Source organism: Streptomyces sp. NPDC090021 (assembly GCF_044748225.1).
In the GTDB taxonomy this organism is placed as follows: Bacteria; Actinomycetota; Actinomycetes; order Streptomycetales; family Streptomycetaceae; genus Streptomyces.
Window position 1 is genome coordinate 34,166 of sequence record NZ_JBIVFO010000009.1, and the last position, 25,270, is coordinate 59,435.

Below are 25,270 nucleotides of genomic sequence, written 5' to 3' on the forward strand. Positions count from 1 at the left end.
CCGATCAGCCCGCCCCAGCCGCCCACCAGCGACCGAGGCTGGCCGCGACCGGGGCGCCGCGCACGCCGTTGATGATGAGACCGCTCCCGGCGACGCCATGCCGTGGCACCGATCGACCGGCACGCTTCCCAGGAGGGGAGAAGCGGGCACACCACGCTTGCCGACCCGCGCTCGAAGCCCCTGGCCGAAGACCAGGAGACGGCGACCTGCAGGCCTGGATCATGGGACCGCGGACCGTGTGAGTGAGCCGGGAAGGCGACGAGCCTGGACATCGGTCTCGGTCAGGACGCCGAAGCCTGCTCGACCAGGGGCCTGCCGGACGGCCAGCCTGACCTCCTCGAATGCACCCTTGAGACTCACTCTGCCGTCGCGAGACACGGTCGCCGACCCCCCTTCCCGCGTGGTCGGCATCGCAGGCGCGCGGTGTGCGTGTACCGGCCACCACCCTTCGAAATATACCCCCAGGGGTAAGAATGCTAGAGTGGACTACATACCCCCGGGGGTAATTTTCACGTGAAGGGAGTATCACCCGTGTTCTTCGTCGACACCATCGAGCTCGAGGGTCTGGGCAACCGCGGCTACCTCGCCGGTGGCGAGCACGCGGCGGTCGCGGTCGACCCACCTCGCGACATCGACCAGGTACTCGCGGCCGCCGCACGACGAGGCGTGCGGATCACCCACGTCGCCGAAACGCACATCCACAACGACTACATCACCGGCGGCCTGGAACTGGCCCGCGTCACGGGCGCCATCTACCTGGTACCCGCCGCAGCACGCGTCTCGTTCACCCGGACCCCGGTCACCGACGGCGACACCGTGGACATCGACAACGAGCTCACCCTGACCGCCGTGGCGACCCCCGGGCACACTCCGCACCACACCGCCTACATCCTCGGCGAGGCGGGCCGGCCTGTGGCCGCGTTCACCGGTGGCTCCCTCCTCATCGGCACGGTGGGTCGGCCGGACCTGGTCGAGCCGCGGCTGACCGAGGAACTGGCCCGCGCCCAGCACGCCTCGGCCCATCGCCTCGCCGACGCCCTGCCCGACGACACGGCGGTCCTGCCCACGCACGGGTTCGGCAGCTTCTGCTCCTCCGCGCAGGCCGACGGTGACGCGACGACGATCGGCAAGGAGAAGGCGGCCAACACGGCTCTGACCGTGGACGTGGACACCTTCGTCGCCGACCTGCTCACAGGTTTGGAGGACGTACCGGCCTACTACGCGCACATGGGTCCGGCCAACGCGGCCGGACCGGCGCCGGTAGACCTCACCGCGCCCGCCGTCGCCGACCCGGAGGAGATCGCCGCACGGCTCGCGGCCGGTGAGTGGGTCGTGGACCTGCGCAACCGGATCGCGTTCGCCGAGGGGCACGTCGCGGGTTCCTGCAACTTCGAGGCGGACGGCAAGCTCGCCACCTACCTGGCCTGGATGATCCCGTGGGGCAAGCCCGTCACCCTGCTCGCCGAGTCGTCCGAGCAGTTGGCGGCGGCTCAGCGGGAGCTGGTCCGGGTCGGCATCGACCGGCCGGCAGCCGCCACGACCGGCGGTCCCGCGACCTGGCTCCGCGACGGCGAGAGCGCCGCCTCCTTCCCGCGCGCCACGTTCGCGGAACTGGCCGCCGAGGACACCGCCGGAGTCGTCGTTCTGGACGTGCGCCGCGACTCCGAGCGTGCCGAGGGCCGGATAGCGGGATCGCTCCACATCCCGATCCATGAGGTGCACCGCCGTCTCGGCGAGGTCCCGGACGGGACGGTGTGGGTGCACTGCGCGGGCGGCATGCGCGCGGGCATCGCGGCGTCGCTGCTGGACGCCGCCGGACGACAGGTCGTCGCCGTGGACGACGGCTTCGACGCCGCCGCCGAGGCCGGACTGGCCGTCATCACCGGCTGAGCCGGCAGCGCCCGGCCCTCCAGGCATGAGACAAACCCGAACGAGAGACGAGAAAGGTGACGTCGACGATGTTCCTCTTCCGCAGGAGCCGACAGCGCTTGTCCGTGGCCGAGGCGCGCACACGTACCGGCGGAGAGCGGCCCGATGCCGTGCTGCTGGATGTGCGGGAAAGGCACGAATGGAAGTCCGGGCACTCCCCGGACGCGGTACACGCCCCACTGACCGGCCTGACCGCGGGCGCCGCACTGCCCGCATCCGCGCAGGGCCGTCCGCTCGTGGTGATCTGCCGCAGCGGCCACCGCTCGCAGCAGGCCGCCAAGCTCCTTGCCGAACAGGGCGCGGACGCGGTGGACGTCAAGGGCGGCATGAACGCCTGGGCCGCCGCCGGGTACCCGGTCGTGGACGAACGCGGCAACGGCGGCTCCATAGCGTGAGTGTCCTGATCCTCGCCCTGATCGCCGGGGCCGTCATCGGCCTGGCCCTCGGCGCTCTCGGGGGCGGTGGCAGCGTGCTCGCGGTCCCGGCGCTGATCTACCTGCTCGGGTTCTCCCCGGCGGCGGCGACCACCGCCAGCCTCATCATCGTCACCGCGACCTCGGCCACCGCCCTCTACGCCCACGCCCGGGACGGCAACGTCGCCTGGAAGACCGGTTCCCTGTTCGCGCTCGCGGGCGTCGTACCGGCGTTCCTCGCCGGAGCGGTCGCAGGGCACGTCCCCGCCACGCTGCTCACCGGGGCTTTCGCGGTCGTCGCCGCGCTGGCCGCGGTGCGGATGCTCCGCCCCGCGCGGGCCGAACCGCCGCAGCGGATACGGCCCGCGAAGGCGGCCGGCGCCGGGGCAGGACTCGGCGCCGTGACGGGATTCCTCGGCGTCGGCGGAGGGTTCCTCGCGGTTCCCGCCCTGGTGGGCGTCCTCGGCCTGCGAATGAAGCAGGCGGCCGGCACCAGCCTGCTCGTCATCACCGTGAACTCGCTGGCCGCCCTCACCGCACGGACGGGGACGGGCGGAGACCTGCGCTGGGAGGTGATCGCCCCCTTCACCGGCGCGGCGATCCTCGGCGCCTGGGACGGCAAACGCCTCGCGACCAAGATCACCGGCGAGACCCTGCAACGGACCTTCGCCGTCGTCCTGCTGGCGGTGGCGGCCCTCATGCTCGCCGACGTGATCGCCTGAGCGGGGCGGATAACAGGCGGGCCGTCCGCCAGTCATCCGGGACCCTTCGCGACAACGACGTCATCCATCCCCACGCCGTCCGGCTGACGGAGTCGTGAGCCCCTTACGCATCCCGGGTCGAGGCCCTCCCCGGCCAGGACTGAAGCCGAAGCGTGGATCGCTGAGGGCAGGCACGCCTGGAGCGCCTCGCCCCGCTGAACAAACGCCCCGGCTGCCCCGCGTCCCCGCGCCACGAGCCGACGACCCCAGGCCCTGTCTCGGGCACTGGTCGCCCGTACGGCCCCCGACACAACACGCACCGGACACCCCGCCCGCCGTAACGGAACGTCACTGTCCTTTCAGGGATCAGTAAGGCCGGCCGATAGCTCAGCAGCCAGTGCCCCAGCCACTTCAGGGCGGCTACGGCTACACGACTGAGGGCTGCACCCGGTGATCACAGGGCGCGCATGGCGGTGCATCAGAAACAGGGCCGTCCGTGCGTCAAACGTGCGTCACGTGCGTCGAACATGCGTCAAGATATCGCACCTAACGCACGTAACGCCCATAACGCACACTCGGAGAAACGGCAGGTCAGCGGCCCTTTTCAGCAGGCTCAAGGATCGCGACGCACTCGACATGATGGGTCATCGGAAAGAGGTCGAAGACGCGGAGGGTGCGGGGCTTGTAGCCGGCTTCCGCGAAGTACGCCAGGTCGCGGGCCAGGGCTGCCGGGTCGCAGGCCACGTAGGCGATGCGGCGGGCGGAGAGGCCGGCCACGTGGCGGACCGTCTGCTTGCCCGCGCCCGCGCGCGGGGGGTCCAGGACGACCAGGTCGCACTCCGTGATGCCGGTCTTCGGCAGGACGGTCTCGACCTTGCCCTGTTCGATGCGGACCCGGGGGAAGTCGGCCAGGTTGTGCCGGGCGTCCTCCACCGCGCGCTTCGTGGACTCGATGCCCAGCACCGCGCCCGTCTCGCCGAGGCGCTCGGCCAGCGCGCCCGCGAAGATGCCGACGCCGCAGTACAGGTCGAGGGCCATCTCGCCCTTGCGCGGCATCAGGCCCTGCATGACGGCCTTGATCAGGGTGTCCGCGGCCTGCGGGTGGACCTGCCAGAAGCCGCCCATGCCCACGCGGTAGGTGCGGCCGTCCGCGCGCTCCCGTACGAAGGGTCGGCCGTGGACCCGGTGGACCCCTCCGTCCTTCTCCTCCACGCGGAGGACGGAGACGGGCCTGTCGAGCTCGACGAGCGGGAGGCGGCCGCCCGGGCGGGGAGTGAGGACCACCTGGCGGTCCTGGGAGCCGGTCGCGGCGATCGCCTCGACCGTGGCCATCTGGGGCCAGTCCTGCTTCTCGATGCCCAGCTCGCTGACGCCCGGCGCCGCGATCATGCAGTGGTCGACCGGCTCGATCTCGTGCGAGCGGTGCTTGCGCAGGCCCACGGTGCCGTCCGCGTCGACGGCGTACTGGACGCGGGTGCGCCACTGCGGCACCTGCCCGGCCGGCAGCTTGTCGCCCTCGGCGGGCATCACGGTGCCGTCCCAGCCGGCCTCCTCCGCCGTGAGCCCGGCGAGCCGCTTCAGCTGCTCGGCGACGACCTCGCCCTTGAGCCGGCGCTGCGCGCCCGGCTTGGCGTGCTGCCAGTCGCAGCCGCCGCACTTGCCGGGTCCGGCGTACGGGCACGGGGCCTCGACGCGGTCCTTGGAGGCGTCGAGCACGGTGATCGCGTCGGCACGCAGGAAGCGGGAGTCGGTGTCGCCCTCGGTGACCTTCGCGACCACCTTCTCGCCGGGCAGGGTGTGGCGGACGAACAGGACCCGGCCCTCGGCGGTGCGGGCGATGCAGTGGCCGCCGTGCGCGACGGGGCCGACCTCGACCTCGTACTCCTCCCCGACCAGTGACTGCTTCTCGTTCTGCTGCGTCATGGCGGGGTGGCTCCAAGGATGAGAAAGACCGGAAAAGTGAAACGGCCGGACGACCGACCCACCAGTTTACGTGGATCTCGTCCGGCCGTTCACCAACCCGTTCAGCCCTTGCCGGTCGGCGCCTTCGGCGGTCGCGGGGTGTCCACCGGACCGCGGCGCACCGAGCCCGGAGCGTTCCAGTCCTGGCGCTTCCTCGCCCGCCGCTTGGCGAGCTCCGAGGACTCCAGCTGGTAGGGCACCGAGGTGACCATCACACCGGGGGTGAAGAGCAGCCGGCCCTTGAGGCGCAGCGCGCTCTGGTTGTGCAGCAGGTGCTCCCACCAGCGGCCGACGACGTACTCGGGGATGTACACGCTGACCGCGTCGCGCGGGTTCTCGCTGCGCAGGCCCTTGACGTACTCGATCACCGGCCGGGTGATCTCGCGGTACGGGGAGTCGAGGATCTTGAGCGGGACGTTGATCCCGCGTCGGTCCCACTCCTCGCGCAGCGCCTTGGTCTCGGCGGGGTCGACGCTGATGCTGAGCGCTTCCAGGGTGTCCGAGCGGGTGAGCTTGGCGAAGGCCAGGGCGCGCAGCGTGGGCTTGTGCACCTTGGAGACCAGGACGATGGAGTGGACCCGGGAGGGGCGCACGCTGTCGTCGCTGGGGCCCTCGGCGGCGGCGATCTCGGCGGAGACCCGGTCGTAGTGCTTCCGGATCGCGCTCATCGTGCCGTAGAAGATCACCATGCCGAGCAGGGCGACCCAGGCGCCGTGGGTGAACTTGGTGGCCAGGACGATGACCAGGACCATGCCGGTGAAGAAGGCGCCGAAGGTGTTGATCGCCCGGGAGCGGTGCATGCGCCGGCGGGCGGCGACGTCGTGCTCCGTCTTCAGGTGCCGGTTCCAGTGCCGGACCATGCCGATCTGGCTCAGCGTGAAGGACACGAACACGCCGACGATGTAGAGCTGGATCAGCTTGGTCGAGTCCGCGTCGTAGATCCAGACCAGCAGTATGGCGGCGCCGGCGAGGAGCACGATCCCGTTGGAGAAGGCGAGGCGGTCGCCGCGCGTGTGCAGCTGGCGCGGCAGGTAGCGGTCCTGCGCGAGGATCGAGCCGAGCAGCGGGAAGCCGTTGTACGCGGTGTTCGCGGCCAGGAAGAGGACGAGCGCGGTGGCGGTGGCCAGCAGGAGGAACAGGATGCTGTCGCCGCCGAAGACGGCCTCGCCGACCTGGGAGATCACCGGGTCCTGGACGTATTCGGGGCCGACGGGGACACCGTTGTCCAGCAGGTCCACGGCCGGGTTCTCGGCCATCCGTACGTCGGTGGCCATGGCCAGGCCGATGATCCCGCAGAACATGGTGACGGCCAGGCCGCCCATGAGGGCGAGGGTGGTCGCGGCGTTCTTGCTCTTGGGCTTGCGGAACGCGGGGACGCCGTTACTGATCGCCTCGACGCCGGTCAGTGCGGCACAGCCCGAGGAGAAGGCGCGCAGCAGCAGGAAGACCATGGCGAAGCCGGCCAGGCCCTTCTGCTCGGGTTCGATCTCGAAACCGGCTGTCGGCGCCGACATGGTCTCGCCGAGGAAGACGGCCTTCCAGGCACCCCAACCGATCATGACGAAGACGGCGGCGACGAAGACGTACGTCGGGATTGCGAAGAGCTTGCCGGACTCCTTCACTCCGCGCAGATTCATCAGCGTGAGCAGAAGGATCATGACGATCGCCGAGAGCACCTTGTGCTCGATGACGAAATGCACGGCGGAGCCGAGATTCTCGACTCCGGAGGAAATCGACACGGCGACGGTCAGCACGTAGTCGACGAGCAGGGCGCTGGCCACGGTCAGGCCGGCTCGGGGGCCGAGGTTGGTGTTGGCCACCTCGTAGTCGCCGCCGCCGCTGGGATAGGCGTGGACGTTCTGCCTGTAGGAGGCGACGACCGTGAACATCAGCACCACGACCGCGAGGGCGATCCAGGGGCTGTACTGGTACGCGGAGACGCCCGCGATCGACAGGACCAGCAGGACCTCGCCCGGCGCGTAGGCCACGGACGAGAGGGGGTCGGACGCGAAGACGGGAAGGGCGATCCGCTTGGGAAGGAGGGTTTCCCCGAGGCGGTCGCTGTGCAGCGCCCGGCCGATCAGGATCCGTTTGGGCACGTCGGTCAGTTTGGACACGCAGAGGATCGTAAGCGTTCGAAATCAGACTGACGAACCCCCCACCCCCTCATAACCGCAATCCCGTCGCAATTCCTCCCCGAGCGCACCACGACCGCACCACGAGGGCGCCCCGGATACACCCGGGATACACCGCGTATACCCCCCGGGGCGCCCCTCGTACCTCCCGGGCGGGTCCCGGGAAGCCCCAAGAGGCCACGCCCGTGACCACCCGTGTGTAGCTTGGGGCATGGTCTGAGACCCTGTTAAACCAGAGCATGCAATGAGGCTGGGAACCAGCGAGTCGCTGACAGCCGGAAGGACGGCCGTGCACATCGTGATCATGGGTTGCGGAAGAGTGGGCTCCGCCCTCGCGCAAACCCTGGAACAGCAGGGTCATACGGTCGCAGTCGTCGACCAGGACCCCACCGCATTCCGCCGGCTCGGCGCCGGTTTCGGCGGCCGCCGCGTCACCGGGGTCGGCTTCGACCAGGACACCCTGCGGGAGGCGGGAATCGAGGACGCGGGCGCGTTCGCGGCCGTCAGCAGTGGTGACAATTCCAACATCATCGCGGCCCGGGTGGCCCGGGAGATGTTCGGCGTGGAGAACGTCGCGGCGCGCATCTACGACCCCAAGCGCGCCGAGGTCTACCAGCGCCTGGGCATCCCCACCGTGGCCACCGTGCGGTGGACCGCCGACCAGATGCTGCGCCGGCTGCTGCCCTCGGGCGCCGAGCCGCTGTGGCGGGACCCGAGCGGCGGCGTCCAGCTCGCCGAGGTGCACACCTCCCCCACCTGGATCGGGCACAAGGTCAGCAGGATCCAGGACGAGACCGGCGTCCGTGTCGCGTTCCTCACCCGACTGGGCGAGGCGATGGTGCCGACGTCGCAGACGGTGCTGCAGGAGGGCGACCTCGTCCACGTGATGATGCGCACGGACGAGATCGACAAGGTCGAGGCGGCCTTCGCCGAGGGGCCCGAGGAGGCACACGCATGAGGGTCGCGATCGCCGGGGCAGGCGCGGTGGGCCGCTCCATCGCGGGCGAGCTGCTGGAGAACGGCCACGAGGTGCTCCTGGTCGACAAGGCGCCGACGGCCATCTCGGTGGAGCGGGTGCCGCAGGCCGAATGGCTGCTGGCCGACGCCTGCGAGATCACCTCGCTGGACGAGGCGGCACTGCAGCGCTGCAACGTCGTCATCGCCGCGACCGGTGACGACAAGGTCAACCTGGTCGTCTCGCTGCTCGCGAAGACCGAGTACGGGGTGCCGCGCGTGGTGGCCCGCGTCAACAACCCGAAGAACGAGTGGCTCTTCAACGAGTCGTGGGGCGTGGACGTCGCGGTCTCCACGCCGCGTCTGATGTCGGCCCTGGTCGAGGAGGCCGTGAGCGTCGGCGACCTGGTACGGCTGCTGCGCTTCAGCCACGGCGACGCCAACCTGGTCGAGCTGACCCTGCCGCCGGACTCCTCGGTCGCGGGCACGCAGATCAGCGAGATCAACTGGCCCGAGGACACCTCGCTGGTCACGATCATCCGGGGCAACCGGGTGCTCACGCCGCACGGCGAGGAGACGCTGGAGCCGGGCGACGAGCTGCTGTTCGTGGCCGCGCAGGCGCGCGAGGAGCAGTTGGAGGACCTCCTCCAGGCCCGCCGGTAGCCCTGCGGGCACGCTCGACGGCCGAAGGGGGCGCACCCGGCGGGTGCGCCCCCTTCGGGCTTCCCGCCCCCGGGCCCCCGCACGCCCCCGGCGCCCGTGGGGCCTCGGCGCCGGTCGGCAGGGCCGGGCCGGGCCGCCGGTCGCGGCGAGCACCGTGGGGCCGCCCGGCCCTGCCCTCGGCGCCCGGACCCGGACGCCGCAGTCACGGAGACCGGGCCCGGAGACCCCACCCACCCATGCGCCACGGTCACGCAGACCACGCCCGAGACCCCAGCCACCCTTGCGCCACGGTCACGCAGACCACGCCCGGCCCGCCCCACCTGTACGCCTCGGCCCGCGAGGAACGGCGTCGGCGGCACCCGCCACCGCGCGCCACGGCCCCGCCGGACGACCGCGGGGGCGGGAGAAGGCGCCGCCCGCACCCGGACGACCGCAGGGGCGGGACCGGCCGTCCGGCCCGGTCCCGCCCCTGCGGTCGTTCGTCGTGTACCGGCCGGGCGGCCGGTCAGGGCTTCCGGTGGGACGTCGCCCGCGCCTTCGCCGCCTCCTCGGCCGCCTCCTTGGCCTCCCACTCCGCGATCACGTCGATCGGCGGCGGCGCCTTCGCCAGGAAGACCCAGGTGAAGTACACCGCGAGCACCATCGGCGGGAGCTTCAGGGCGATCAGCACCCAGCCCAGCTGCGTCGCGTCGCCCCACCAGTACAGCGGGAAGAGGATGGCGTACTTGGCGAGGAAGATCAGCCCCCAGGCCAGGCTGGCCTTGGTGTACGCCTTCTTGCGCCCGGGGTTGCGGGTGCGCCAGGAAAGGTTCTCCTTGAAGACCGGGCCGAGGATCACACCCAGCAGCGGGAAGCCCACCAGCGCCGAGACCGTGAAGGCCACGCCCAGGCCGACGCCGTAGATCATGCCGGGCAGGTAGAAGCCCTTCGCGCTGCCCGTGAAGAGGGCGAAGGCCACGCCCACGCCCACACCGAAGACCCCGCTGAACGCGTGCTTCACCGTGTCCTTGCGCAGCAGCCGCACGATCACCAGCAGCACGGCGACCGCGCCCGCCGCGAGGGCGGACATCTTCACGTCCTTGTTGATCGTGTAGATCATCACGAAGAGCAGCCCGGGGAGCATCGTCTCCACGGTGCCCCGGACGCCTCCGAACGCGTCGAACAGCGCCGCCTGCGTCACGGCCTTCTGGTCCTCGGTCGCCGCGGCGCCGGGCTCCGGGTTGGTCGGTTTGTCGAGTGACATCGCCGGTTACTGCTCCTGTCCGAGCGGTCGGAGTTCGTACTTCGGGTTGAACAGCACCCGACGGCCGTGACTCAGCGAGATGCGCCCCGAGGCGATCATGCGTCTCCCGGGCTCGATTCCCACGATCGAGCGACGCCCGAGCCAGACCACGTCCAGTGCGCCGGAGCCGTCGAACAGCTCGGCCTCCAGGGCGGGGACGCCCGCTCTGGGCCGCAGGGTGACCGTACGCAGGGTGCCGGTCACCTTGACTATCTGGCGGTCGTCACAGTCGCAGATCCGCGTACAGCCCGCGGCTTCTGCGTCCTCCTGCAGCTCCGCCGAATGCAGCTCCTCCTGCGAGGTCGACAGCCGCTCGATCATCCGGCGGAACCGGCCCGCCGGCCTGGCCGGCTTCGCGGGCTTCTCGGGACGCGGTTCAGCACTCATACAGGAAAGCCTACCGGCGCGCCCACTACCTCTCGAAGCGGTATCCCATGCCCGGTTCGGTGATGAAGTGCCGCGGACGCGAAGGGTCCGCTTCCAGCTTGCGCCGCAACTGGGCCATGTAGACCCGCAGATAGTTCGTCTCGGTGCCGTAGGTGGGACCCCAGACCTCCTGGAGCAGCTGCTTCTGGCTGACCAGCTTGCCGCCGTTGCGGACCAGTACCTCCAGCAGGTGCCATTCGGTGGGCGTCAGCCGTACGTCACGTCCCTCGCGCACCGCCTTCTTGGCGGCCAGGTCCACGGTGAAGCCCGCGGTCGCCACGACCACCTCGTCCTCGCCGGATCCGGCGGCCGGTTCGGCCCGGCGGACGGCGGCGCGCAGTCTGGCCAGCAGCTCGTCCATCCCGAAGGGCTTGGTCACGTAGTCGTCGGCGCCCGCGTCGAGGGCCTCGACCTTCTCGTCGGAGCTGTGCCGGGCGGAGAGGACCAGGATGGGCACCCGGGTCCAGCCGCGCAGTCCCCTGATCACCTCCACCCCGTCCATGTCCGGCAGACCGAGGTCGAGGACGACCACGTCGGGGTGGCGGGCGGCCGCGAGTTCCAGTGCGCTCGCGCCGTCGGTCGCCGCGTCGACCTCGTACCTGCGCGCCTTGAGATTGATCACGAGGGCTCGGACGATCTGCGGCTCGTCGTCCACCACGAGCACCCGGGTCATTGAGGTCCTGCCTTCTGTCGCGTCCTGCGGTCACGGTCGTGACCGGTCTGTGGTCCGTCCGCACCGGGGCCTGCGGGGCCGCCCTCGCCGGCGCTTCCGCCGGCGTCCACCGTGCCACGGGCCGGCGCGGGGCGGCGGGGCACCGCGCGCAGGGTCAGCACCATGGTCAGCCCGCCGCCGGGGGTGTCCTCGGCGGCGAGGGTGCCGTCCATGGACTCGGTGAATCCCCGGGCGACGGCCAGTCCGAGGCCCACTCCGGCGCCGCGCGGCGCGTCCCCGTACCGCTGGAAGGGGGCGAAGATCCGGTCCTTGGCCTCGTCGGGGACGCCCGGCCCGCGGTCGACGACCCGCACCTCGACGCGCTCGCCGAGGCAGCTGCCCGCCACCAGCACCGGCTTTCCGGCCGGGCTGTACTTGACGGCGTTCTCCACGACGTTGGCCACGGCCCGCTCCAGCAGACCGGGATCGACCGCCACCATGGGCAGCGACTCGGGCACGTCCAGCAGCACGCTGTCCTCCGGTACGCCGCCCAGCGCCATCGGGACCACCTCGTCGAGGTCGATCTCCCGGATCAGGGGGGTGACGGTCCCGGTCTGCAGCCGTGACATGTCCAGCAGGTTGCCCACCAGGTGGTCGAGACGGTCGGCTCCGTCCTCGATGCCCTCCAGGAGTTCGGCCCGGTCCTCCTCGGACCACTCCACGTCGTCGGAGCGCAGCGAGGTCACGGAGGCCTTGATGGAGGCCAGCGGGGTCCGCAGGTCATGGCTGACGGCGGCCAGCAGGGCGGTCCGGATCCGGTTGCCCTCGGCCAGCCGGCGGGCCTCCTCGGCCTCGCCCACCAGCCGCTGGCGGTCCAGGACCACGGCCGCCTGGGCGGCGAAGGCGCCGAGCACCCGGCGGTCCTCGGCGGGCAGGACCCGGCCGGACAGGGCCAGTGCCATGTGGTCGCCGATGGGCATGTCCACATCGGCGTCCTCGGGCCGGGCGACGGGTGCGGGGCCGACGCTGCCAGCCGGTTTCCACGGCTCCAGGTCGTTCCGCCGCTCCAGCAGGGCCACCGATTCCATGGCGAAGGTCTCGCGCACCCGCTCCAGCAGCGCGTCCAGGGTGGTCTCCCCGCGCAGGACGCTCCCGGCGAGGAAGGAGAGGATCTCGGACTCGGCGCGCAGCCGGGCGGCCTGGTGGGTGCGCCGGGCGGCGAGGTCCACCACCGAGGCCACCGAGACGGCCACGCCGAAGAAGACGGCGATGGCGACGATGTTCCTGGGGTCGGCCACGGTGAACCGGTGCAGTGGCGGGGCGAAGAAGTAGTTCAGCAGCAGCGAGCCGAGGGCGGCGGAGGCGAGGGCCGGCCGGAGCCCGCCCACCAGCGCGGCGGCCACCGTCAGCGCCAGGAACAGCAGCACGTCGTTGGCGAGCCCGGGATCGGCCTCGATGTGCGTGAGCACGATGCACAGCAGCACCGGGAGAAGCGTTCCCACCACCCAGCCGGCCACGACGCGGTTGCGGCCGAGCTGGGCCGCCGAGCGGGCGACGGGCAGGCCGCGCCCCTTGGCGACCTGCTCGTGCGTGACGATGTGGACGTCGAGGTCGGGTCCCGAGTCGCGGGCCACGCTGGCGCCGACGCCGGGACCGAAGACGTACTGCCAGGAGCGGCGGCGGCTGGAGCCGAGCACGATCTGGGTGGCGTTGACCCCGCGCGCGAAGGCGAGCAGCGCGTCGGGGATGTTGTCGCCGATAACGTGATGAAACGTTCCTCCGACGTCTTCGACCAGCGTCCGCTGGACCGCGAGCTCCTTCGGCGAGGCAGCGGTCAGGCCGTCGCTGCGGGCGATGTAGACGGCGAGGATCTCGCTGCCCGAGCCCTTGGCCGCCATCCGCGAGGCGCGCCGGATGAGGGTACGCCCCTCGGGTCCGCCGGTGAGCCCGACGACGATCCGCTCCCGCGCCTGCCAGGTCGAGCGGATGCCGTGCTCGCCCCGGTACTGCTGGAGGTACTCGTCGGCCCGGTCGGCCACCCACAGCAGCGCGAGTTCGCGCAGGGCGGTGAGGTTACCGGGCCGGAAGTAGTTCGAGAGGGCCGCGTCCACCTTCTCGGGCTCGTATATGTTCCCGTGCGCCATGCGCCGGCGCAGCGCCTGCGGGGACATGTCGACCAGCTCGACCTGATCGGCCCGGCGGACGACCTCGTCGGGCACGGTCTCCCGCTGCCGCACCCCGGTGATCGACTCGACCACGTCCCCGAGGGACTCCAGGTGCTGGATGTTGACGGTGGACACGACGTCGATGCCGGCCCGCAGCAGCTCCTCCACGTCCTGCCAGCGCTTGGCGTTGCGGGAGCCGGGGACGTTGGTGTGCGCGAGTTCGTCCACGAGCGCGATCGCCGGTCTGCGGGCGAGGACCGCGTCCACGTCCATCTCGGTGAAGGAGGCGCCGCGGTGGCCCAGGGTCCTGCGTTCCACCTGTTCGAGGCCGTGGAGCATGACCTCGGTCCGCGGCCGCCCGTGGTGTTCGACGAAGGCGACGACGCAGTCCGCGCCCCGCTCCGCCCTGCGGTGCCCTTCGGAGAGCATCGCGTAGGTCTTGCCCACACCGGGTGCCGCGCCGAGGTAGATCCTGAGCTTGCCGCGTCCCATGGGCTCATTCTCGGGGACGTCCGGACCGCGCACGCACCGATCGCGGGCTCCGGGCCGATCCCTGACGGATCCCTGACGCGGGGCGGGCGCCGCACCGCGGGGGCCGCCCCGCGGGCGCCGGTCAGCGGGCGCCGGTCAGCGGGCGCCGCACCGCCGGGGCCGGTCAGCGGTACGCGAAAGCCGGTGGGCCCCACCCGAAGGAGTGGGGCCCACCGGCCGGGAACACGACGCACCCCCCTGTGCGCGAGGGCGGTCCGGGTCGGCCGCGGTCTCAGCGGACCTCGGTGATCTCCGGGCCGCGCTCCAGCTGGCCCATGCCGCCGCCGAAGCGGGAGCCTTCCTGCTCCTCCGTCGTCTGCACGCCGTCCGGCACCATCTGGGCGTCGCTCGGCAGCTTCAGGACGATCGGGTCGCGCGGGGCCATCGGGCCGTCGCCGCGGACGACGACGGTGTCCCGGAAGATCTGCTCCAGCACGCCCGCCGACTCGGGGCGCACCGCGCCCTGGCCGGAGATGACGCCCCGCAGGAACCAGCGCGGCCCGTCGACGCCAACGAAGCGGACCAGCTGGGCGCCGGTCTGCCCGTCCGGCAGCGGGACGGGGACCTGCGCGCGCAGCTCCCAGCCCAGCGAGCCCTGGACCTCGTCGATGATGCCGCCCTGCTGGGTGATGCCCGCGGCGATCTCGTCGCGGACCTCGCCCCAGATGCCCTCCTTCTTGGGCGCGGCGAAGGCCTGCAGCTGCACGGCGCTGTCGCCCAGGACCACGGTGGCGGCCACGATCGCGTCCCCGGCGACCTCGACACGCAGTTCCATGCCGTCGACACCGGGTACGAAGATGCCGCCCAGGTCGACCCGGCCGTCGGCCGGGTTCCCGAGCACCTCGGAGACGTCCCACGGGCCGTCCGGCCGCGGGGCCGGGGGCAGGTTGATCCGGCGCGGCGCGGCGCCTTCCGGCTCGCCCGCGTCATCCTGCTCAGAGGCGGCGACGCCGTCTACGACCTGCTCGGCCGCGCCGCCGTCCTGGGCGGAGTCGTTCTTCTTGCGACGTCCGAACACGTCACTGTCCTTCCCGGTCGGTTACGACCGAAGCGTAGCCATTCCCACCCTGCTGACCAGCCCCGGATCCGGCCACGGCCGCATGACCGCCGGTGGAGCCGAAACCCCCCTCGGCCCGGGCCGAGCCGGGAAGTTCCGCCACCTCGTGGAAGCGCACCTTCTCGACTCGCTGGACAACCAGCTGGGCAATGCGGTCGAAACGCTCGAACCGGACGCTTTCGCGAGGGTCGAGATTGACCACGATCACCTTGATCTCTCCACGGTACCCGGCATCCACCGTCCCCGGGGCATTCACGAGCGCGAGCCCGCAGCGCGCGGCCAGGCCCGACCGCGGGTGCACGAAGGCGGCGTACCCGTCGGGCAGGGCGATCGCCACCCCGGTGGGCAGTACCGCGCGCTCGCCGGGCTCCAGTACGGCGGCCTCGGTGGTGACGAGGTCGCAGCCGGCGTCACCGGGGTGACCGTACGCCGGAACGGGCACCTCCGGGTCGACGCGGCGCAGCAGCACGTCGACGTCGTGGCGGGATCCGTTGGTGTTCAGGGACATCAGGGGTTCACCTCAAAGGCGCGTGCGCGCCTGACCTGGTCCGGGTCGGCCATGGCCGCCTGGATCTCCTCGGGCCGTCCGTTGTCGATGAAGTGGTCGACCTTCACTTCGATGAAGAGCGCGTCGGCGCGGACCGCGACCTCGCCCTCCGGCCCGCCTATCCGGCCCACCGCCGTGCAGTAGATCTTGCGGCCGGCGACGGCGGTGACCTCGGCGTCCAGGTGCAGCAGGGTGCCCACGGGCACCGGCCGCACGAAGTCCGTCTCCAGCCGTCCGGTCACGGCGATCACGCGCAGCAGCCAGTTCAGCGAACCCAGCGTCTCGTCGAGCGCGGTGGCGAGCACCCCGCCGTGGGCGAGCCCGGGTGCGCCCTGGTGGGCGGGCTTGACGGTGAACTCGGCGGTGACGCGCACGCCGTGACCGGCCCGGGCCTCCAGGTGGAGTCCGTGCGGCTGGCCCCCGCCGCAGCCGAAGCAGTGCTCGTAGTGGGCACCGAGGAGCTCACCGGGTGCCGGCGCATCGGGGTGCCGGACCGGTGCGGCGGCATCGGCCGGGGGCGTCAACGCTGTGTTTCGTCCACTCACAGCCGCAGACCTTACCCGCGCGGCTACCCGCCGGTCGCCTCGTGGCAGGCTTGAGCACATGCAGCTCTCCACCGCGCACCACGACGAACGTCTGACCGCCCCCCGCTCCTGGTGGGGCATCGCCGTCATGACCGGCCTGGCGGGCGCGCTGATGCTGCTGCCCCTGGGCACGCTGCCGCTGCTGGCCGGCCTGGTCGGGGGCACCGCGCTGGCCGGGCTGCTGGTGAGCTCGTACGGATCCGCGCGCGTGCGCGTGGTGAACGGGGCGCTGGCCGTCGGCGACGCGCGGATCCCGGTGTCGGCGCTGGGCGAGCCGGAGATCCTGGACGCCGAGGAGGCGCGTGCCTGGCGCACGTACAAGGCGGACACCCGGGCCTTCATGCTGATGCGCAGCTACGTGCCGACCGCGGTCCGTATCGAGGTCACCGACCCCGCCGACCCGACCCCGTACGTCTACGTCTCCACCCGCGAGCCGCAGGCCCTGGTCTCGGCCCTGCGCGCGGCGCGGACGGCCTGACGGCATCCGTTCCGAGCCGCCGCACGACCACGCCCCCGACCGCTCCGCGGTACCGGCGGGCGCGTCAGTCGCGCGCGAAGTACTCCGGACCCTCCAGGGCGGCCCTGGTGGCCTCGGGAAGGGGCTCCAGGGGGCGTTCCAGGGGCGGCAGGGCGCGCAGGGCCTCCCAGGCCACCGCCTGCCTGCGCAGGTCTCCACGGACCTTCTCGGCGAGTTTGCGGGTGTCGCGGCGGTTCATGACCGCTCCGACCGCCGCGCCCACCATGAACGGCATGAGGTTCGGCAGGCTGCGGATCATCCGCTTCATGATCTGCTGGCGCAGTTCGCGCTTCATCTGCCCACCGAGGGCGGCGTTCAGCGTGGTGGGCTTGGTCAGGTCGACCCCGCGCTCTTCCGTCCACGCGGTCAGGTAGGCGAACGTGCGCTCCTTGAGGTTGCCGTGCGGACGCCGGCCGTAGACCTCGTGGAGTTCCGCGATGAGCTTCAGTTCGATCGCCGCGACGCCGGTGATCTCCGCCGCGAGTTCGGCGGGCATCGCGGGCGGCACGGGCAGCATGGCCGCCGCGCCGATGCTCGCCCCGACGGTCGCCGAGGCGGCGCAGGCGCCCGAGATCAGCTTGTCGGCCAGCTGGTCGGGGCCGAGGCCGGGGAACTGCGCGCGCAGCGTCGCGAGGTCCCGGACGGGAACGCGCGGTGCGTTCTCGATGATCCTGTCGGTGACGTAGAGGGCGGCGCCGCGCACGCCTTCGCCACCCTTGCGCACGCCGTTCCTGACGGCTTGCAGCCGACGGCCACCGGGGCCGCGCCGGGGCCCCTCGCCGGGCTCCGTGCCCGACGCCGCCGGGGCGGCGGCGGAGGGAACGGCGAGTGCCGCACTGGCGGAGCCGCCGGGGGCTGCGGGACCCGTCTCCGGGTCCGTGGTCACCACCTGCGTCTCCGCCGGATCACCTGGCTTCCGGAAGAGACCCTTCCGAAAGGGTGTCGAGCCAGCCACGGCCGACGCCTCTCAGTCGCAGTCGCGACAGATCGGCTGACCGTTCTTCTCGCGCGCCAGCTGGCTGCGGTGGTGCACCAGGAAGCAGCTCATGCAGGTGAACTCGTCGGCCTGCTTGGGCAGGACCCGAACGGCCAGCTCCTCGTTGGAGAGGTCCGCGCCGGGAAGCTCCAGGCTCTCGGCCGAGTCGAATTCGTCCATGTCGACGGACGAGGACGACTTCTCATTGCGTCGAGCCTTCAGCTCTTCAATGCTGTCGTTGTCAACGTCGTCGTCGGTCTTGCGCGGGGTGTCGTAGTCCGTTGCCATTGTTCGCTCTCCCCCTCTGGGTGTTAGCGGTGTCTCAGCGCACGTAACGCACGAGAGGCCGGACTTGTGCCCGACCTGAGGCGGAGATTTTGCCTCACATCAAGGTCTGTTACTCAATCGACACCCAGCCGCCCGCCTGAAGGGGCGATCGGCTGGGATGACGAGCGGACCGTACACGGTCCGGGCGCCGTCTTGCACAAACGCCACCCCGTGTATTTCCCGCCATTCGAGGGGCCGGAAACCCGGACTTCCCGGGCGTTCCGGCCTCCCCGGAGTCACCGAACGCACAGGGCCGGACACCGGCCTGTGTGATCGATCACACAAAGGCCGATGCATTCAAAGGCCATGGATTCAGCCAAAAGCGAACATGGAGTGGGGGGTCTCACAGGGGCAGAGTGACACGCATCACGAGGCCACCGCCCTCCCGGGGCATCGCCTGGATCCTGCCGCCGTGTGCGCGCGCCACGGAGCGCGCGATCGACAGCCCCAGCCCGACACCCTTGTCACTGCCCGTACGCTCCGTACGCAGCCGCCTGAACGGCTCGAAGAGGTTGTCCACCTCGTACGCGGGAACCACGGGACCCGTGTTCGACACCAGGAGCACCGCCTGACCGTGCCGGGCCTCGGTGGTGACCTCCACCCAGCCGTCCTCCGGCACGTTGTACCGGACGGCGTTCTGCACCAGGTTCAGGGCGATCCGCTCCAGCAGGACGCCGTTGCCCTGCACGACGGCCGGCTCGCGCTCGCCGCGGATCTCCACGCCCTTGGCCTCGGCCTCGCCGCGCACCTGGTCGACGGCGCGCGAGGCGACCTCCGCCAGGTCCACGGGCTTGCGCTCGACGATCTGGTTCTCGCTGCGGGCCAGCAGCAGCAGGCCCTCGACCAGCTGCTCGCTGCGCTCGTTGGTGGCGAGCAGGGTCTTGCCGAGCTGCTGGAGCTCCACCGGGGCGCCCGGATCGGACAGGTGCACCTCCAGCAGGGTCCGGTTGATCGCCAGCGGCGTCCGCAGCTCGTGCGAGGCGTTGGCGACGAACCGCTGCTGGGCCGTGAAGGCCCGCTCCAGCCGGTCGAGCATCTCGTCGAAGGTGTCGGCGAGCTCCTTGAGCTCGTCGTCCGGCCCGTCCAGCTCGATCCGCCGGGTCAGGTCGGAGCCCACCACCCGGCGGGCGGTACGGGTGATCTTGCCCAGCGGAGAGAGCACCCGGCCGGCCATCGCGTAGCCGAAGGCGAAGGCGATGATGCTCAGCCCCAGCAGAGCCATCAGCGAGCGGCTCAGCAGGTCGTCCAGGGCGTGCCTGCGCTGTTCGAGGATGCACTGGCCGATCGCCGCGTTGAACTGGTCGGGCGTCAGTTCCAGCCCCACCACTCCCGGGCAGGAACTGCTGGTGACCTTCACCTGGCCGCCGACGATCTGGAACGGCAGGGCGTTGCCCTGCCGCAGGGCCTGCGCCGCCAGCAGGTAGATGATCGACAGCAGCAGGATGCCCGCGATCAGGAACATCCCGCCGTAGAGCAGGGTGAGGCGTATCCGGATGGTCGGCCTCAGCCACGGGAAGGGACCCTCGGGCTGGCCGGGGTCCCAGGTCGGTTTCGGTGGCGCCGTCGGTGGCGCCGGAGTGGCCGCCACGCGGTCAGATCCGGTATCCGGAGCCGGGCACCGTCACGATGACAGGCGGCTCGCCCAGCTTGCGGCGCAGGGTCATCACCGTCACGCGCACCACGTTGGTGAACGGGTCGGTGTTCTCGTCCCAGGCCTTCTCCAGCAGCTGCTCGGCGGAGACCACGGTCCCCTCGCTGCGCATCAGGACCTCCAGGACCGCGAACTCCTTCGGGGCCAGCTGCACCTCCCGGCCCTCACGGAACACCTCGCGCCGGTTCGGGTCCAGCTTGATGCCGGCCCGTTCCAGTACGGGCGGCAGCGCCACGGTGGTGCGCCGGCCGAGCGCCCGCACGCGGGCGGTCAGCTCGGTGAAGGCGAAGGGCTTGGGCAGGTAGTCGTCCGCCCCGAGCTCCAGGCCCTCCACACGGTCGCTCACGTCACCGGAGGCGGTCAGCATCAGCACCCGGGTGGGCATGCCGAGCTCGACGATCTTCCGGCAGACGTCGTCACCATGGACGAGCGGGAGGTCCCGGTCGAGCACGACCACGTCGTAGTCGTTCACGCCGACCCGCTCCAGGGCGGCGGCGCCGTCGTACACGACGTCCACGGCCATGGCCTCCCGGCGCAGGCCGGTGGCCACCGCATCGGCGAGCAGCTGCTCGTCCTCGACGACGAGTACGCGCACGTCGTTTCCTTCCTCCGAGCCCAGAAGGGCACACGTGTATTGCGTCGTACATCCTGCCCGTTTCGGCCGTAAACCGGCTGTAAGACGGGTCCTGCGGAAACTCACGGGGCGGAAGTGAGGATTCCCTGGCCTTGAGAGGTTTCTGTGCCCAGGGTGCCGGGGAGGACGTGAGGACACCCCATCCACTCCCTGACGGCGGTATCGCCACGTGCCGCCGCCGACCCACGAAGAGGGGGCGAACCCATCATGGACGCATTCAGCGCGGGTCTCCTGCAGCGCATCAGGGCCACGCAGTCGGATCTCAGGCACGCCCGTGAGACGGGCGACGACTTCCTCGCGGAAGTGGAGCAGGCGGAGCTGGAGGACCTCCAGCGCTTGGCCGCCGAGCACGGCGTCCCGGTCTCGGCCGCCGTTCACGCCTGCTGACCGGTTTGCCGAACGGCTGCTGAGCGCCGGCTCCAGGACATGCGTGGACCCCGGCCGCCCCCTCGGGCGGCCGGGGTCCACGCATGTCCGGCCGCGCTCAGTCGTGCCAGGCCCCGGCCTCCTCCAGCAGGGGCTGGAGCGAGGTGAACACCGCCGGGGTGGCGGCCAGGGCCAGCTCGCCCGAGGCCGGCTCCCCCGGCCGGCCACCGGTCACGGCTCCCGCCTCCCGGGCGATCAGCTCCCCGGCGGCCAGGTCCCAGGGGTTCAGGCCGCGCTCGTAGTAGCCGTCCAGGCGCCCCGCGGCCACGTCGCACAGGTCCAGCGCCGCCGAGCCGCCCCGCCTGATGTCCCGCACCAGCGGGATGATCCGCTGCGCCACGTCGGCCTGGTGCGCCCGCCGGGTCTGGACGTAGGCGAACCCGGTCCCGACCAGCGCCTGGTCCAGCGGGGCCGCCGGACGGCAGGCGAGGCGTGCGGGGCCCAGCCAGGCACCGCCGCCGAGGACGGCGTGGTAGACCTCCCCGCGCATCGGCGCCGCCACGACGCCCACCACCGTCTCGCCCTCGTACTCGGCGGCGACGGACACGCCCCAGCTGGGGAGTCCGTAGAGGTAGTTCACGGTGCCGTCCAGCGGGTCGACGACCCACCGCACCCCGCTCGTCCCCGGGGTGTCCGCGCCCTCCTCGCCCAGCAGCCCGTCCTCGGGCCGCCGCTCGGCGAGGATGCCGGTGATCAGCTTCTCCGCCGCGATGTCCATCTCGGTCACCACGTCGATCGGGCTGGTCTTCGTCGCCGCCACGGCCAGATCGGCCGGCCGGCCGTCGCGCAGCAGGGCCCCGGCCTGCCGGGCGGCCTCCAGGCCGACGTCCAGCAGTTCGGTCTTCAGTTCTTCGGAGATCACGGTTCCCCTCCTCTTCCTAGGCGTACGGGCTGTCCGCGCCCGCGGCGGCCGGCCGCGGGGCCCGCGCCGGGCAGCAGCCCACCGCGCACAGGTCGTGGCTCTGTTTGAGTGTGCCCACCCAGCACTCCCGCGCCGCCTCGCCGCGCTCCTTGGCGGCCCGCTCCAGGACGAGCTCCCGCACGGCCGCGGCGAAGCGCGGGTCGGCGCCGACGGTCGCGGAGCGCGCGACCGGCAGGCCCAGCTCGGCGGCCTTGGCGGTGGCCTCGGTGTCCAGGTCGTACAGGACTTCCATGTGGTCTGAGACGAAGCCGATGGGGACCATGACCACGGCGGGGGCGCTCTCGGCGTGCAGCGTCTCCAGGTGGTCGCAGATGTCCGGCTCCAGCCACGGGATGTGCGGGGCGCCGCTGCGGGACTGGTAGACGAGCCGCCAGGGGCGGGTGACGCCGGTGCGCACCGCCACTTCGTCGGCGATCACCCGGGCGACGTCGAGGTGCTGCTTGACGTACGCGCCGCCCTCGCCGCCCCCGGTGTGGTCCTCCACGGGGCCGGAGGTGTCGGCGGCGGCGGTCGGGATGGAGTGCGTGGTGAAGGCGAGGTGCGCTCCGGCGCGCACCTCCTCGGGGAGCGCGTCGAGCGAGGCCACGACGCCGTCGATCATGGGCTCCACGAAGCCGGGGTGGTTGAAGTAGTGGCGCAGCTTGTCGACGCGCGGCGGCTGCACGCCCTCCTGCTCCAGCGCGGCCAGCGCGTCGGCGAGGTTCTCCCGGTACTGCCGGCAGCCCGAGTACGAGGCGTACGCGCTGGTGGCGAGGACCGCGATCCGGCGGCGGCCGTCGGCGGCCATCTCCCGCATCACGTCGTTCAGGTACGGGGCCCAGTTCCGGTTGCCCCAGTAGACCGGCAGGTCCAGCCCGTGACCGGCGAAGTCCTTGCGCAGCGCGTCGAGCAGCTCGCGGTTCTGTCCGTTGATCGGGCTGACCCCGCCGAAGCCGAAGTAGTGCTGCCCGACCTCCTTGAGCCGCTCGCGCGGGATGCCGCGCCCGCGCGTGACGTTCTCCAGGAACGGCACGACGTCGTCGGGTCCTTCGGGGCCGCCGAAGGAGAGCAGCAGGAGTGCGTCGTACGGGGCGGCGGACTCGGCGCCGGGGGCACGGAACTGGTCTGACATGCCTCGAATCCTGCCACCCGGCCCCTGCACCCGGTAACGCACCCGGGCCGTCTCACACGTTGGATGACAGGTAAGGTCACCCTAAGTTCCTGCCGTCGTATTCCCCGTGCGAGCGCTTCACCGGCAGACGTAGCCTGTGTGAGCCGATCCAGTCCCTTACGGAGGGCACCGTGCCCAGTCCCTACCGCGCGATATTCGCGACCCCCGGCACCAAGGGGTTCACAGCCGCCGGCCTCATAGGCCGGATGCCGCTGTCCATGGTGGGCATCGGTGTCCTCACGATGATCACCGAGCTGGGCGGCAGCTACGCCCTCGCCGGCGGGATCACCGCCACCATCGCCCTGTCCGCCGCCGCCGTGGGCCCCCAGGTCTCGCGGCTGGTCGACCAGTACGGACAGCGCCGGGTGCTGCGCCCCGCCACCCTGGTCGCGGCCGCCTCGGTGACCGGCCTGCTGGTCGCGGCCGCGGGCGGCTGGCCGAGCTGGACCCTGTTCGTCTTCGCCGTCGTCGCCGGGTGCGTGCCCAGCGTCGGCTCGATGGTCCGGGCCCGCTGGACCGCCCTGTTCCGCGACACCCCCCAGCTGCACACGGCCTACTCCTTCGAGTCCATCCTCGACGAGGTCTGCTTCATCGTCGGCCCGCCCCTCGCCGCCACGCTCTCGGCCGGCTGGTTCCCCGAAGCCGGACCGGTGGTCGCGGTCGTCTGCCTCGTGACGGGCGTGTGGTGGCTGACGGCCCTGACGGCCACCGAGCCGAAGCCGCACCCGCGGCACGAGCACTCGGACCTCTCGTCCGCGCTGCGCTCCCCCGGCCTGCAGGTACTCGTGGCGACCTTCGTGGCGACCGGCGCGATCTTCGGCTCCGTGGACGTGGCCACCCTCGCCTTCGCCGAGGAGCACGGCAGCAAGTCCCTCGGCGGTGTCTTCCTCGCCGTGTGGGCCTTCGGCTCCTGCCTCGCGGGGATCGTCTTCGGTCTGCTGCACTTCAAGGGAAAGGCCGAACCTCGCTGGGTGGTGGGCATCAGTGCGATGGCCGTGAGTATGATCCCCCTCCTACTGGCCGGGAACCTTCCGTTTCTGGCCGTGGCGCTCTTCGTCTCGGGCCTCGCCATCGCTCCCACGATGATCACCACGATGGCCCTGATCGAGGCGCACGTACCACACGCGAAGCTGACCGAGGGCATGACCTGGATCAGCACCGGCCTCGCGGTCGGTATCGCGCTCGGGTCCTCCGTGACCGGCTGGGTCGTCGACGCGGCCGGCGCGGGGACCGGGTACGTCGTCTCCCTCTCGGCGGGGACGGCCGCGGCGGCGGTTGCGTTCGCGGGATACCGCCGGCTGACGAGGCCGGCGCAAGGGGAGGAGCCTGCAACCGATGGGGACGGCGACAGCACGGAACGGCAGCACGGCGACCGCGTGGCGTAACTGGGCGGGCAACGTCACCGCCACGCCCACCCGCGTGGTGACCCCGGCTTCGGTCGGGGAGCTCCAGGAGGCGGTCCGCCGGGCCGCCGAGGACGGGCTGCGGGTGAAGGCGGTCGGAACCGGCCACTCCTTCACCGCGGCCGCCGCCACCGACGGGGTCCTTCTGCGGCCCCAGGCGCTGGCGGGGATCCGCTCGATCGACCGCGCCGCGGGCACCGTCACGGTGGCGGCGGGCACGGCCCTGAAGGACCTCAACCGGGCCCTCGCCGCCGAGGGCCTCTCGCTCACCAACATGGGCGACATCATGGAGCAGACCGTCTCCGGCGCCACCAGCACGGGCACCCACGGCACCGGCCGGGACTCGGCCTCCATCGCCGCCCAGATCCGCTCCCTGGAACTGGTCACCGCGGACGGCGAGCTGCTGGTCTGCTCCGAGAAGGAGAACCTTGAGGTCTTCGCGGCGGCCCGGGTGGGCATCGGCGCCCTCGGCATCGTCACCGCGATCACCTTCGCCGTGGAGCCGCTCTTCTTCCTGACCGCCCGTGAGGAGCCCATGGGCTTCGACCGGGTGACCGCGGAGTTCGAGGAGCACTTCGCGGAGAACGAGCACTTCGAGTTCTACTGGTTCCCGCACACCGGCAACTGCAACACCAAGCGCAACAACCGCAGCCAGGGCCCCGCCGCCCCACCCGGACCGGTCAGCGGCTGGATCGAGGACGAGCTGCTCTCCAACGGCCTCTTCCAGGCCGTCAACACACTGGGCCGCGCGGTCCCGGCCACCATTCCCTCCATCGCCCGCGTGGCCAGCCGCGCCCTGTCGGCGCGCACCTACACCGACATCCCGTACAAGGTGTTCACCAGCCCGCGCCGGGTGCGCTTCGTGGAGATGGAGTACGCCCTCCCGCGCGAGGCCGTGGTCGAGGCGCTGCGGGAGCTGCGGGCGATGGTCGACCGGTCCCGGCTGCGGATCAGCTTCCCGGTGGAGGTCCGCACGGCCCCGGCGGACGACATCGCGCTGTCGACGGCCTCGGGGCGCGACACGGCCTACATCGCGGTGCACATGTACCGGGGCACCCCGTACCAGGCCTACTTCACCGCGGCCGAGCACATCTTCACCGCGCACGGCGGGCGCCCGCACTGGGGCAAAGTGCACACACGGGACGCCGAGTACTTCTCCCGGATCTACCCGCGCTTCGGCGAGTTCACCGCGCTGCGCGACCGCCTCGACCCGAACCGCGTCTTCGGCAACGACTACCTCCGGCGCGTCCTGGGAGCCTGAGG

At 71.6% G+C, this 25,270-nt stretch carries 24 protein-coding genes; 9 read left to right on the forward strand and 15 right to left on the reverse strand.

Annotation, left to right across the window (positions count from 1 at the left end; all coding sequences use genetic code 11):
• Positions 1 to 531 precede the first annotated feature (531 nt).
• From ACIPXC_RS08945 to ACIPXC_RS08955, 3 genes are all read left to right on the forward strand, one after another.
• Positions 532 to 1,890: a rhodanese-like domain-containing protein gene (locus ACIPXC_RS08945; RefSeq protein ID WP_401615072.1), complete on the forward strand. Its 1,359-nt coding sequence runs from the start codon at positions 532 to 534 to the stop codon at positions 1,888 to 1,890.
• Positions 1,891 to 1,958: 68 nt separating this feature from the next.
• Positions 1,959 to 2,324 carry a rhodanese-like domain-containing protein gene (locus tag ACIPXC_RS08950; protein ID WP_401615275.1) on the forward strand — a complete coding sequence of 122 codons (366 nt, stop codon included), beginning with the start codon at positions 1,959 to 1,961 and terminating at the stop codon, positions 2,322 to 2,324.
• Complete coding sequence (locus tag ACIPXC_RS08955) at positions 2,321 to 3,064, forward strand: sulfite exporter TauE/SafE family protein (protein WP_401615074.1); 744 nt, start codon at positions 2,321 to 2,323, stop codon at positions 3,062 to 3,064. The genes ACIPXC_RS08950 and ACIPXC_RS08955 overlap by 4 nt, the downstream gene beginning before the upstream one ends.
• 570 nt (positions 3,065 to 3,634) lie before the next feature.
• Here ACIPXC_RS08955 and ACIPXC_RS08960 read toward each other — a convergent pair.
• Positions 3,635 to 4,966: a class I SAM-dependent RNA methyltransferase gene (locus ACIPXC_RS08960; protein WP_401615076.1), complete on the reverse strand. Its 1,332-nt coding sequence runs from the start codon at positions 4,964 to 4,966 to the stop codon at positions 3,635 to 3,637.
• A 101-nt stretch (positions 4,967 to 5,067) separates the two neighbouring features.
• The gene (locus tag ACIPXC_RS08965; RefSeq protein ID WP_401615078.1) at positions 5,068 to 7,122 is read right to left on the reverse strand and encodes an APC family permease; all 2,055 of its coding nucleotides are present in this window, start codon (positions 7,120 to 7,122) and stop codon (positions 5,068 to 5,070) included.
• A gap of 307 nt (positions 7,123 to 7,429) precedes the next feature.
• On the opposite strand from ACIPXC_RS08965, the gene ACIPXC_RS08970 reads away from it, so the two are divergent.
• Together ACIPXC_RS08970 and ACIPXC_RS08975 are read left to right on the forward strand one after the other, a co-directional pair.
• Complete coding sequence (locus ACIPXC_RS08970; RefSeq protein ID WP_401615277.1) at positions 7,430 to 8,098, forward strand: potassium channel family protein; 669 nt, start codon at positions 7,430 to 7,432, stop codon at positions 8,096 to 8,098.
• Positions 8,095 to 8,757, forward strand: coding sequence for a TrkA family potassium uptake protein (locus tag ACIPXC_RS08975; protein ID WP_030958102.1), 663 nt, complete (start codon positions 8,095 to 8,097; stop codon positions 8,755 to 8,757). The genes ACIPXC_RS08970 and ACIPXC_RS08975 overlap by 4 nt, the downstream gene beginning before the upstream one ends.
• 505 nt (positions 8,758 to 9,262) lie before the next feature.
• Here ACIPXC_RS08975 and ACIPXC_RS08980 read toward each other — a convergent pair.
• The 7 genes from ACIPXC_RS08980 to ACIPXC_RS09010 form a co-directional block, all read right to left on the reverse strand.
• Positions 9,263 to 10,000, reverse strand: a complete 738-nt coding sequence (locus ACIPXC_RS08980; protein ID WP_401615080.1) for a DUF3159 domain-containing protein — start codon at positions 9,998 to 10,000, stop codon at positions 9,263 to 9,265.
• A gap of 6 nt (positions 10,001 to 10,006) precedes the next feature.
• Positions 10,007 to 10,426 carry an OB-fold nucleic acid binding domain-containing protein gene (locus tag ACIPXC_RS08985; protein WP_075971173.1) on the reverse strand — a complete coding sequence of 140 codons (420 nt, stop codon included), beginning with the start codon at positions 10,424 to 10,426 and terminating at the stop codon, positions 10,007 to 10,009.
• Between the two features lie 25 nt (positions 10,427 to 10,451).
• Positions 10,452 to 11,138 carry a response regulator gene (locus ACIPXC_RS08990; RefSeq protein WP_401615082.1) on the reverse strand — a complete coding sequence of 229 codons (687 nt, stop codon included), beginning with the start codon at positions 11,136 to 11,138 and terminating at the stop codon, positions 10,452 to 10,454.
• Positions 11,135 to 13,774, reverse strand: coding sequence for a DUF4118 domain-containing protein (locus tag ACIPXC_RS08995; RefSeq protein WP_401615084.1), 2,640 nt, complete (start codon positions 13,772 to 13,774; stop codon positions 11,135 to 11,137). The genes ACIPXC_RS08990 and ACIPXC_RS08995 overlap by 4 nt, the downstream gene beginning before the upstream one ends.
• A gap of 271 nt (positions 13,775 to 14,045) precedes the next feature.
• Positions 14,046 to 14,831 carry a DUF3710 domain-containing protein gene (locus ACIPXC_RS09000; protein WP_401615086.1) on the reverse strand — a complete coding sequence of 262 codons (786 nt, stop codon included), beginning with the start codon at positions 14,829 to 14,831 and terminating at the stop codon, positions 14,046 to 14,048.
• Between the two features lies 1 nt (position 14,832).
• Positions 14,833 to 15,378: a dUTP diphosphatase gene (gene dut, locus ACIPXC_RS09005; protein ID WP_401615088.1), complete on the reverse strand. Its 546-nt coding sequence runs from the start codon at positions 15,376 to 15,378 to the stop codon at positions 14,833 to 14,835.
• Positions 15,378 to 15,962: a PaaI family thioesterase gene (locus ACIPXC_RS09010; RefSeq protein ID WP_386454469.1), complete on the reverse strand. Its 585-nt coding sequence runs from the start codon at positions 15,960 to 15,962 to the stop codon at positions 15,378 to 15,380. Before ACIPXC_RS09010 ends, dut begins: the two co-directional genes overlap by 1 nt.
• A gap of 58 nt (positions 15,963 to 16,020) precedes the next feature.
• Here ACIPXC_RS09010 and ACIPXC_RS09015 point away from each other — a divergent pair, with 58 nt between their 5' ends.
• Complete coding sequence (locus ACIPXC_RS09015) at positions 16,021 to 16,479, forward strand: DUF3093 domain-containing protein (RefSeq protein ID WP_386454471.1); 459 nt, start codon at positions 16,021 to 16,023, stop codon at positions 16,477 to 16,479.
• Between the two features lie 64 nt (positions 16,480 to 16,543).
• On the opposite strand, the gene ACIPXC_RS09020 is transcribed toward ACIPXC_RS09015, so the two are convergent.
• The 4 genes from ACIPXC_RS09020 to ACIPXC_RS09035 all read right to left on the reverse strand — a co-directional run bounded on the left by ACIPXC_RS09020 (position 16,544) and on the right by ACIPXC_RS09035 (position 20,067).
• Positions 16,544 to 17,473 (reverse strand): hypothetical protein, encoded by a 930-nt coding sequence (locus ACIPXC_RS09020; protein WP_401615090.1) that lies wholly within the window; start codon positions 17,471 to 17,473, stop codon positions 16,544 to 16,546.
• A gap of 12 nt (positions 17,474 to 17,485) precedes the next feature.
• On the reverse strand, positions 17,486 to 17,782 hold the full coding sequence (locus tag ACIPXC_RS09025) for a DUF4193 domain-containing protein (protein WP_030036261.1): 297 nt from the start codon (positions 17,780 to 17,782) through the stop codon (positions 17,486 to 17,488).
• Between the two features lie 382 nt (positions 17,783 to 18,164).
• Positions 18,165 to 19,409: a sensor histidine kinase gene (locus ACIPXC_RS09030; protein WP_401615092.1), complete on the reverse strand. Its 1,245-nt coding sequence runs from the start codon at positions 19,407 to 19,409 to the stop codon at positions 18,165 to 18,167.
• Positions 19,410 to 19,413: 4 nt separating this feature from the next.
• Positions 19,414 to 20,067: a response regulator transcription factor gene (locus tag ACIPXC_RS09035; RefSeq protein ID WP_030036265.1), complete on the reverse strand. Its 654-nt coding sequence runs from the start codon at positions 20,065 to 20,067 to the stop codon at positions 19,414 to 19,416.
• Between the two features lie 246 nt (positions 20,068 to 20,313).
• Between ACIPXC_RS09035 and ACIPXC_RS09040 the strand changes: the two genes are divergently transcribed.
• Positions 20,314 to 20,493: a hypothetical protein gene (locus ACIPXC_RS09040; protein WP_392578225.1), complete on the forward strand. Its 180-nt coding sequence runs from the start codon at positions 20,314 to 20,316 to the stop codon at positions 20,491 to 20,493.
• A gap of 97 nt (positions 20,494 to 20,590) precedes the next feature.
• Here ACIPXC_RS09040 and ACIPXC_RS09045 read toward each other — a convergent pair whose 3' ends face one another.
• Complete coding sequence (locus ACIPXC_RS09045; RefSeq protein ID WP_401615095.1) at positions 20,591 to 21,394, reverse strand: inositol monophosphatase family protein; 804 nt, start codon at positions 21,392 to 21,394, stop codon at positions 20,591 to 20,593.
• 16 nt (positions 21,395 to 21,410) lie between these two features.
• A complete protein-coding gene (locus ACIPXC_RS09050; protein WP_401615097.1) occupies positions 21,411 to 22,565 on the reverse strand; it encodes a ferrochelatase in 1,155 nt (384 codons plus the stop codon).
• 170 nt (positions 22,566 to 22,735) lie between these two features.
• Here ACIPXC_RS09050 and ACIPXC_RS09055 point away from each other — a divergent pair, with 170 nt between their 5' ends.
• Complete coding sequence (locus tag ACIPXC_RS09055) at positions 22,736 to 23,989, forward strand: MFS transporter (RefSeq protein ID WP_401615099.1); 1,254 nt, start codon at positions 22,736 to 22,738, stop codon at positions 23,987 to 23,989.
• Positions 23,940 to 25,268, forward strand: a complete 1,329-nt coding sequence (locus tag ACIPXC_RS09060; protein ID WP_401615100.1) for a D-arabinono-1,4-lactone oxidase — start codon at positions 23,940 to 23,942, stop codon at positions 25,266 to 25,268. Before ACIPXC_RS09055 ends, ACIPXC_RS09060 begins: the two co-directional genes overlap by 50 nt.
• The last annotated feature ends 2 nt before the right edge of the window (positions 25,269 to 25,270 follow it).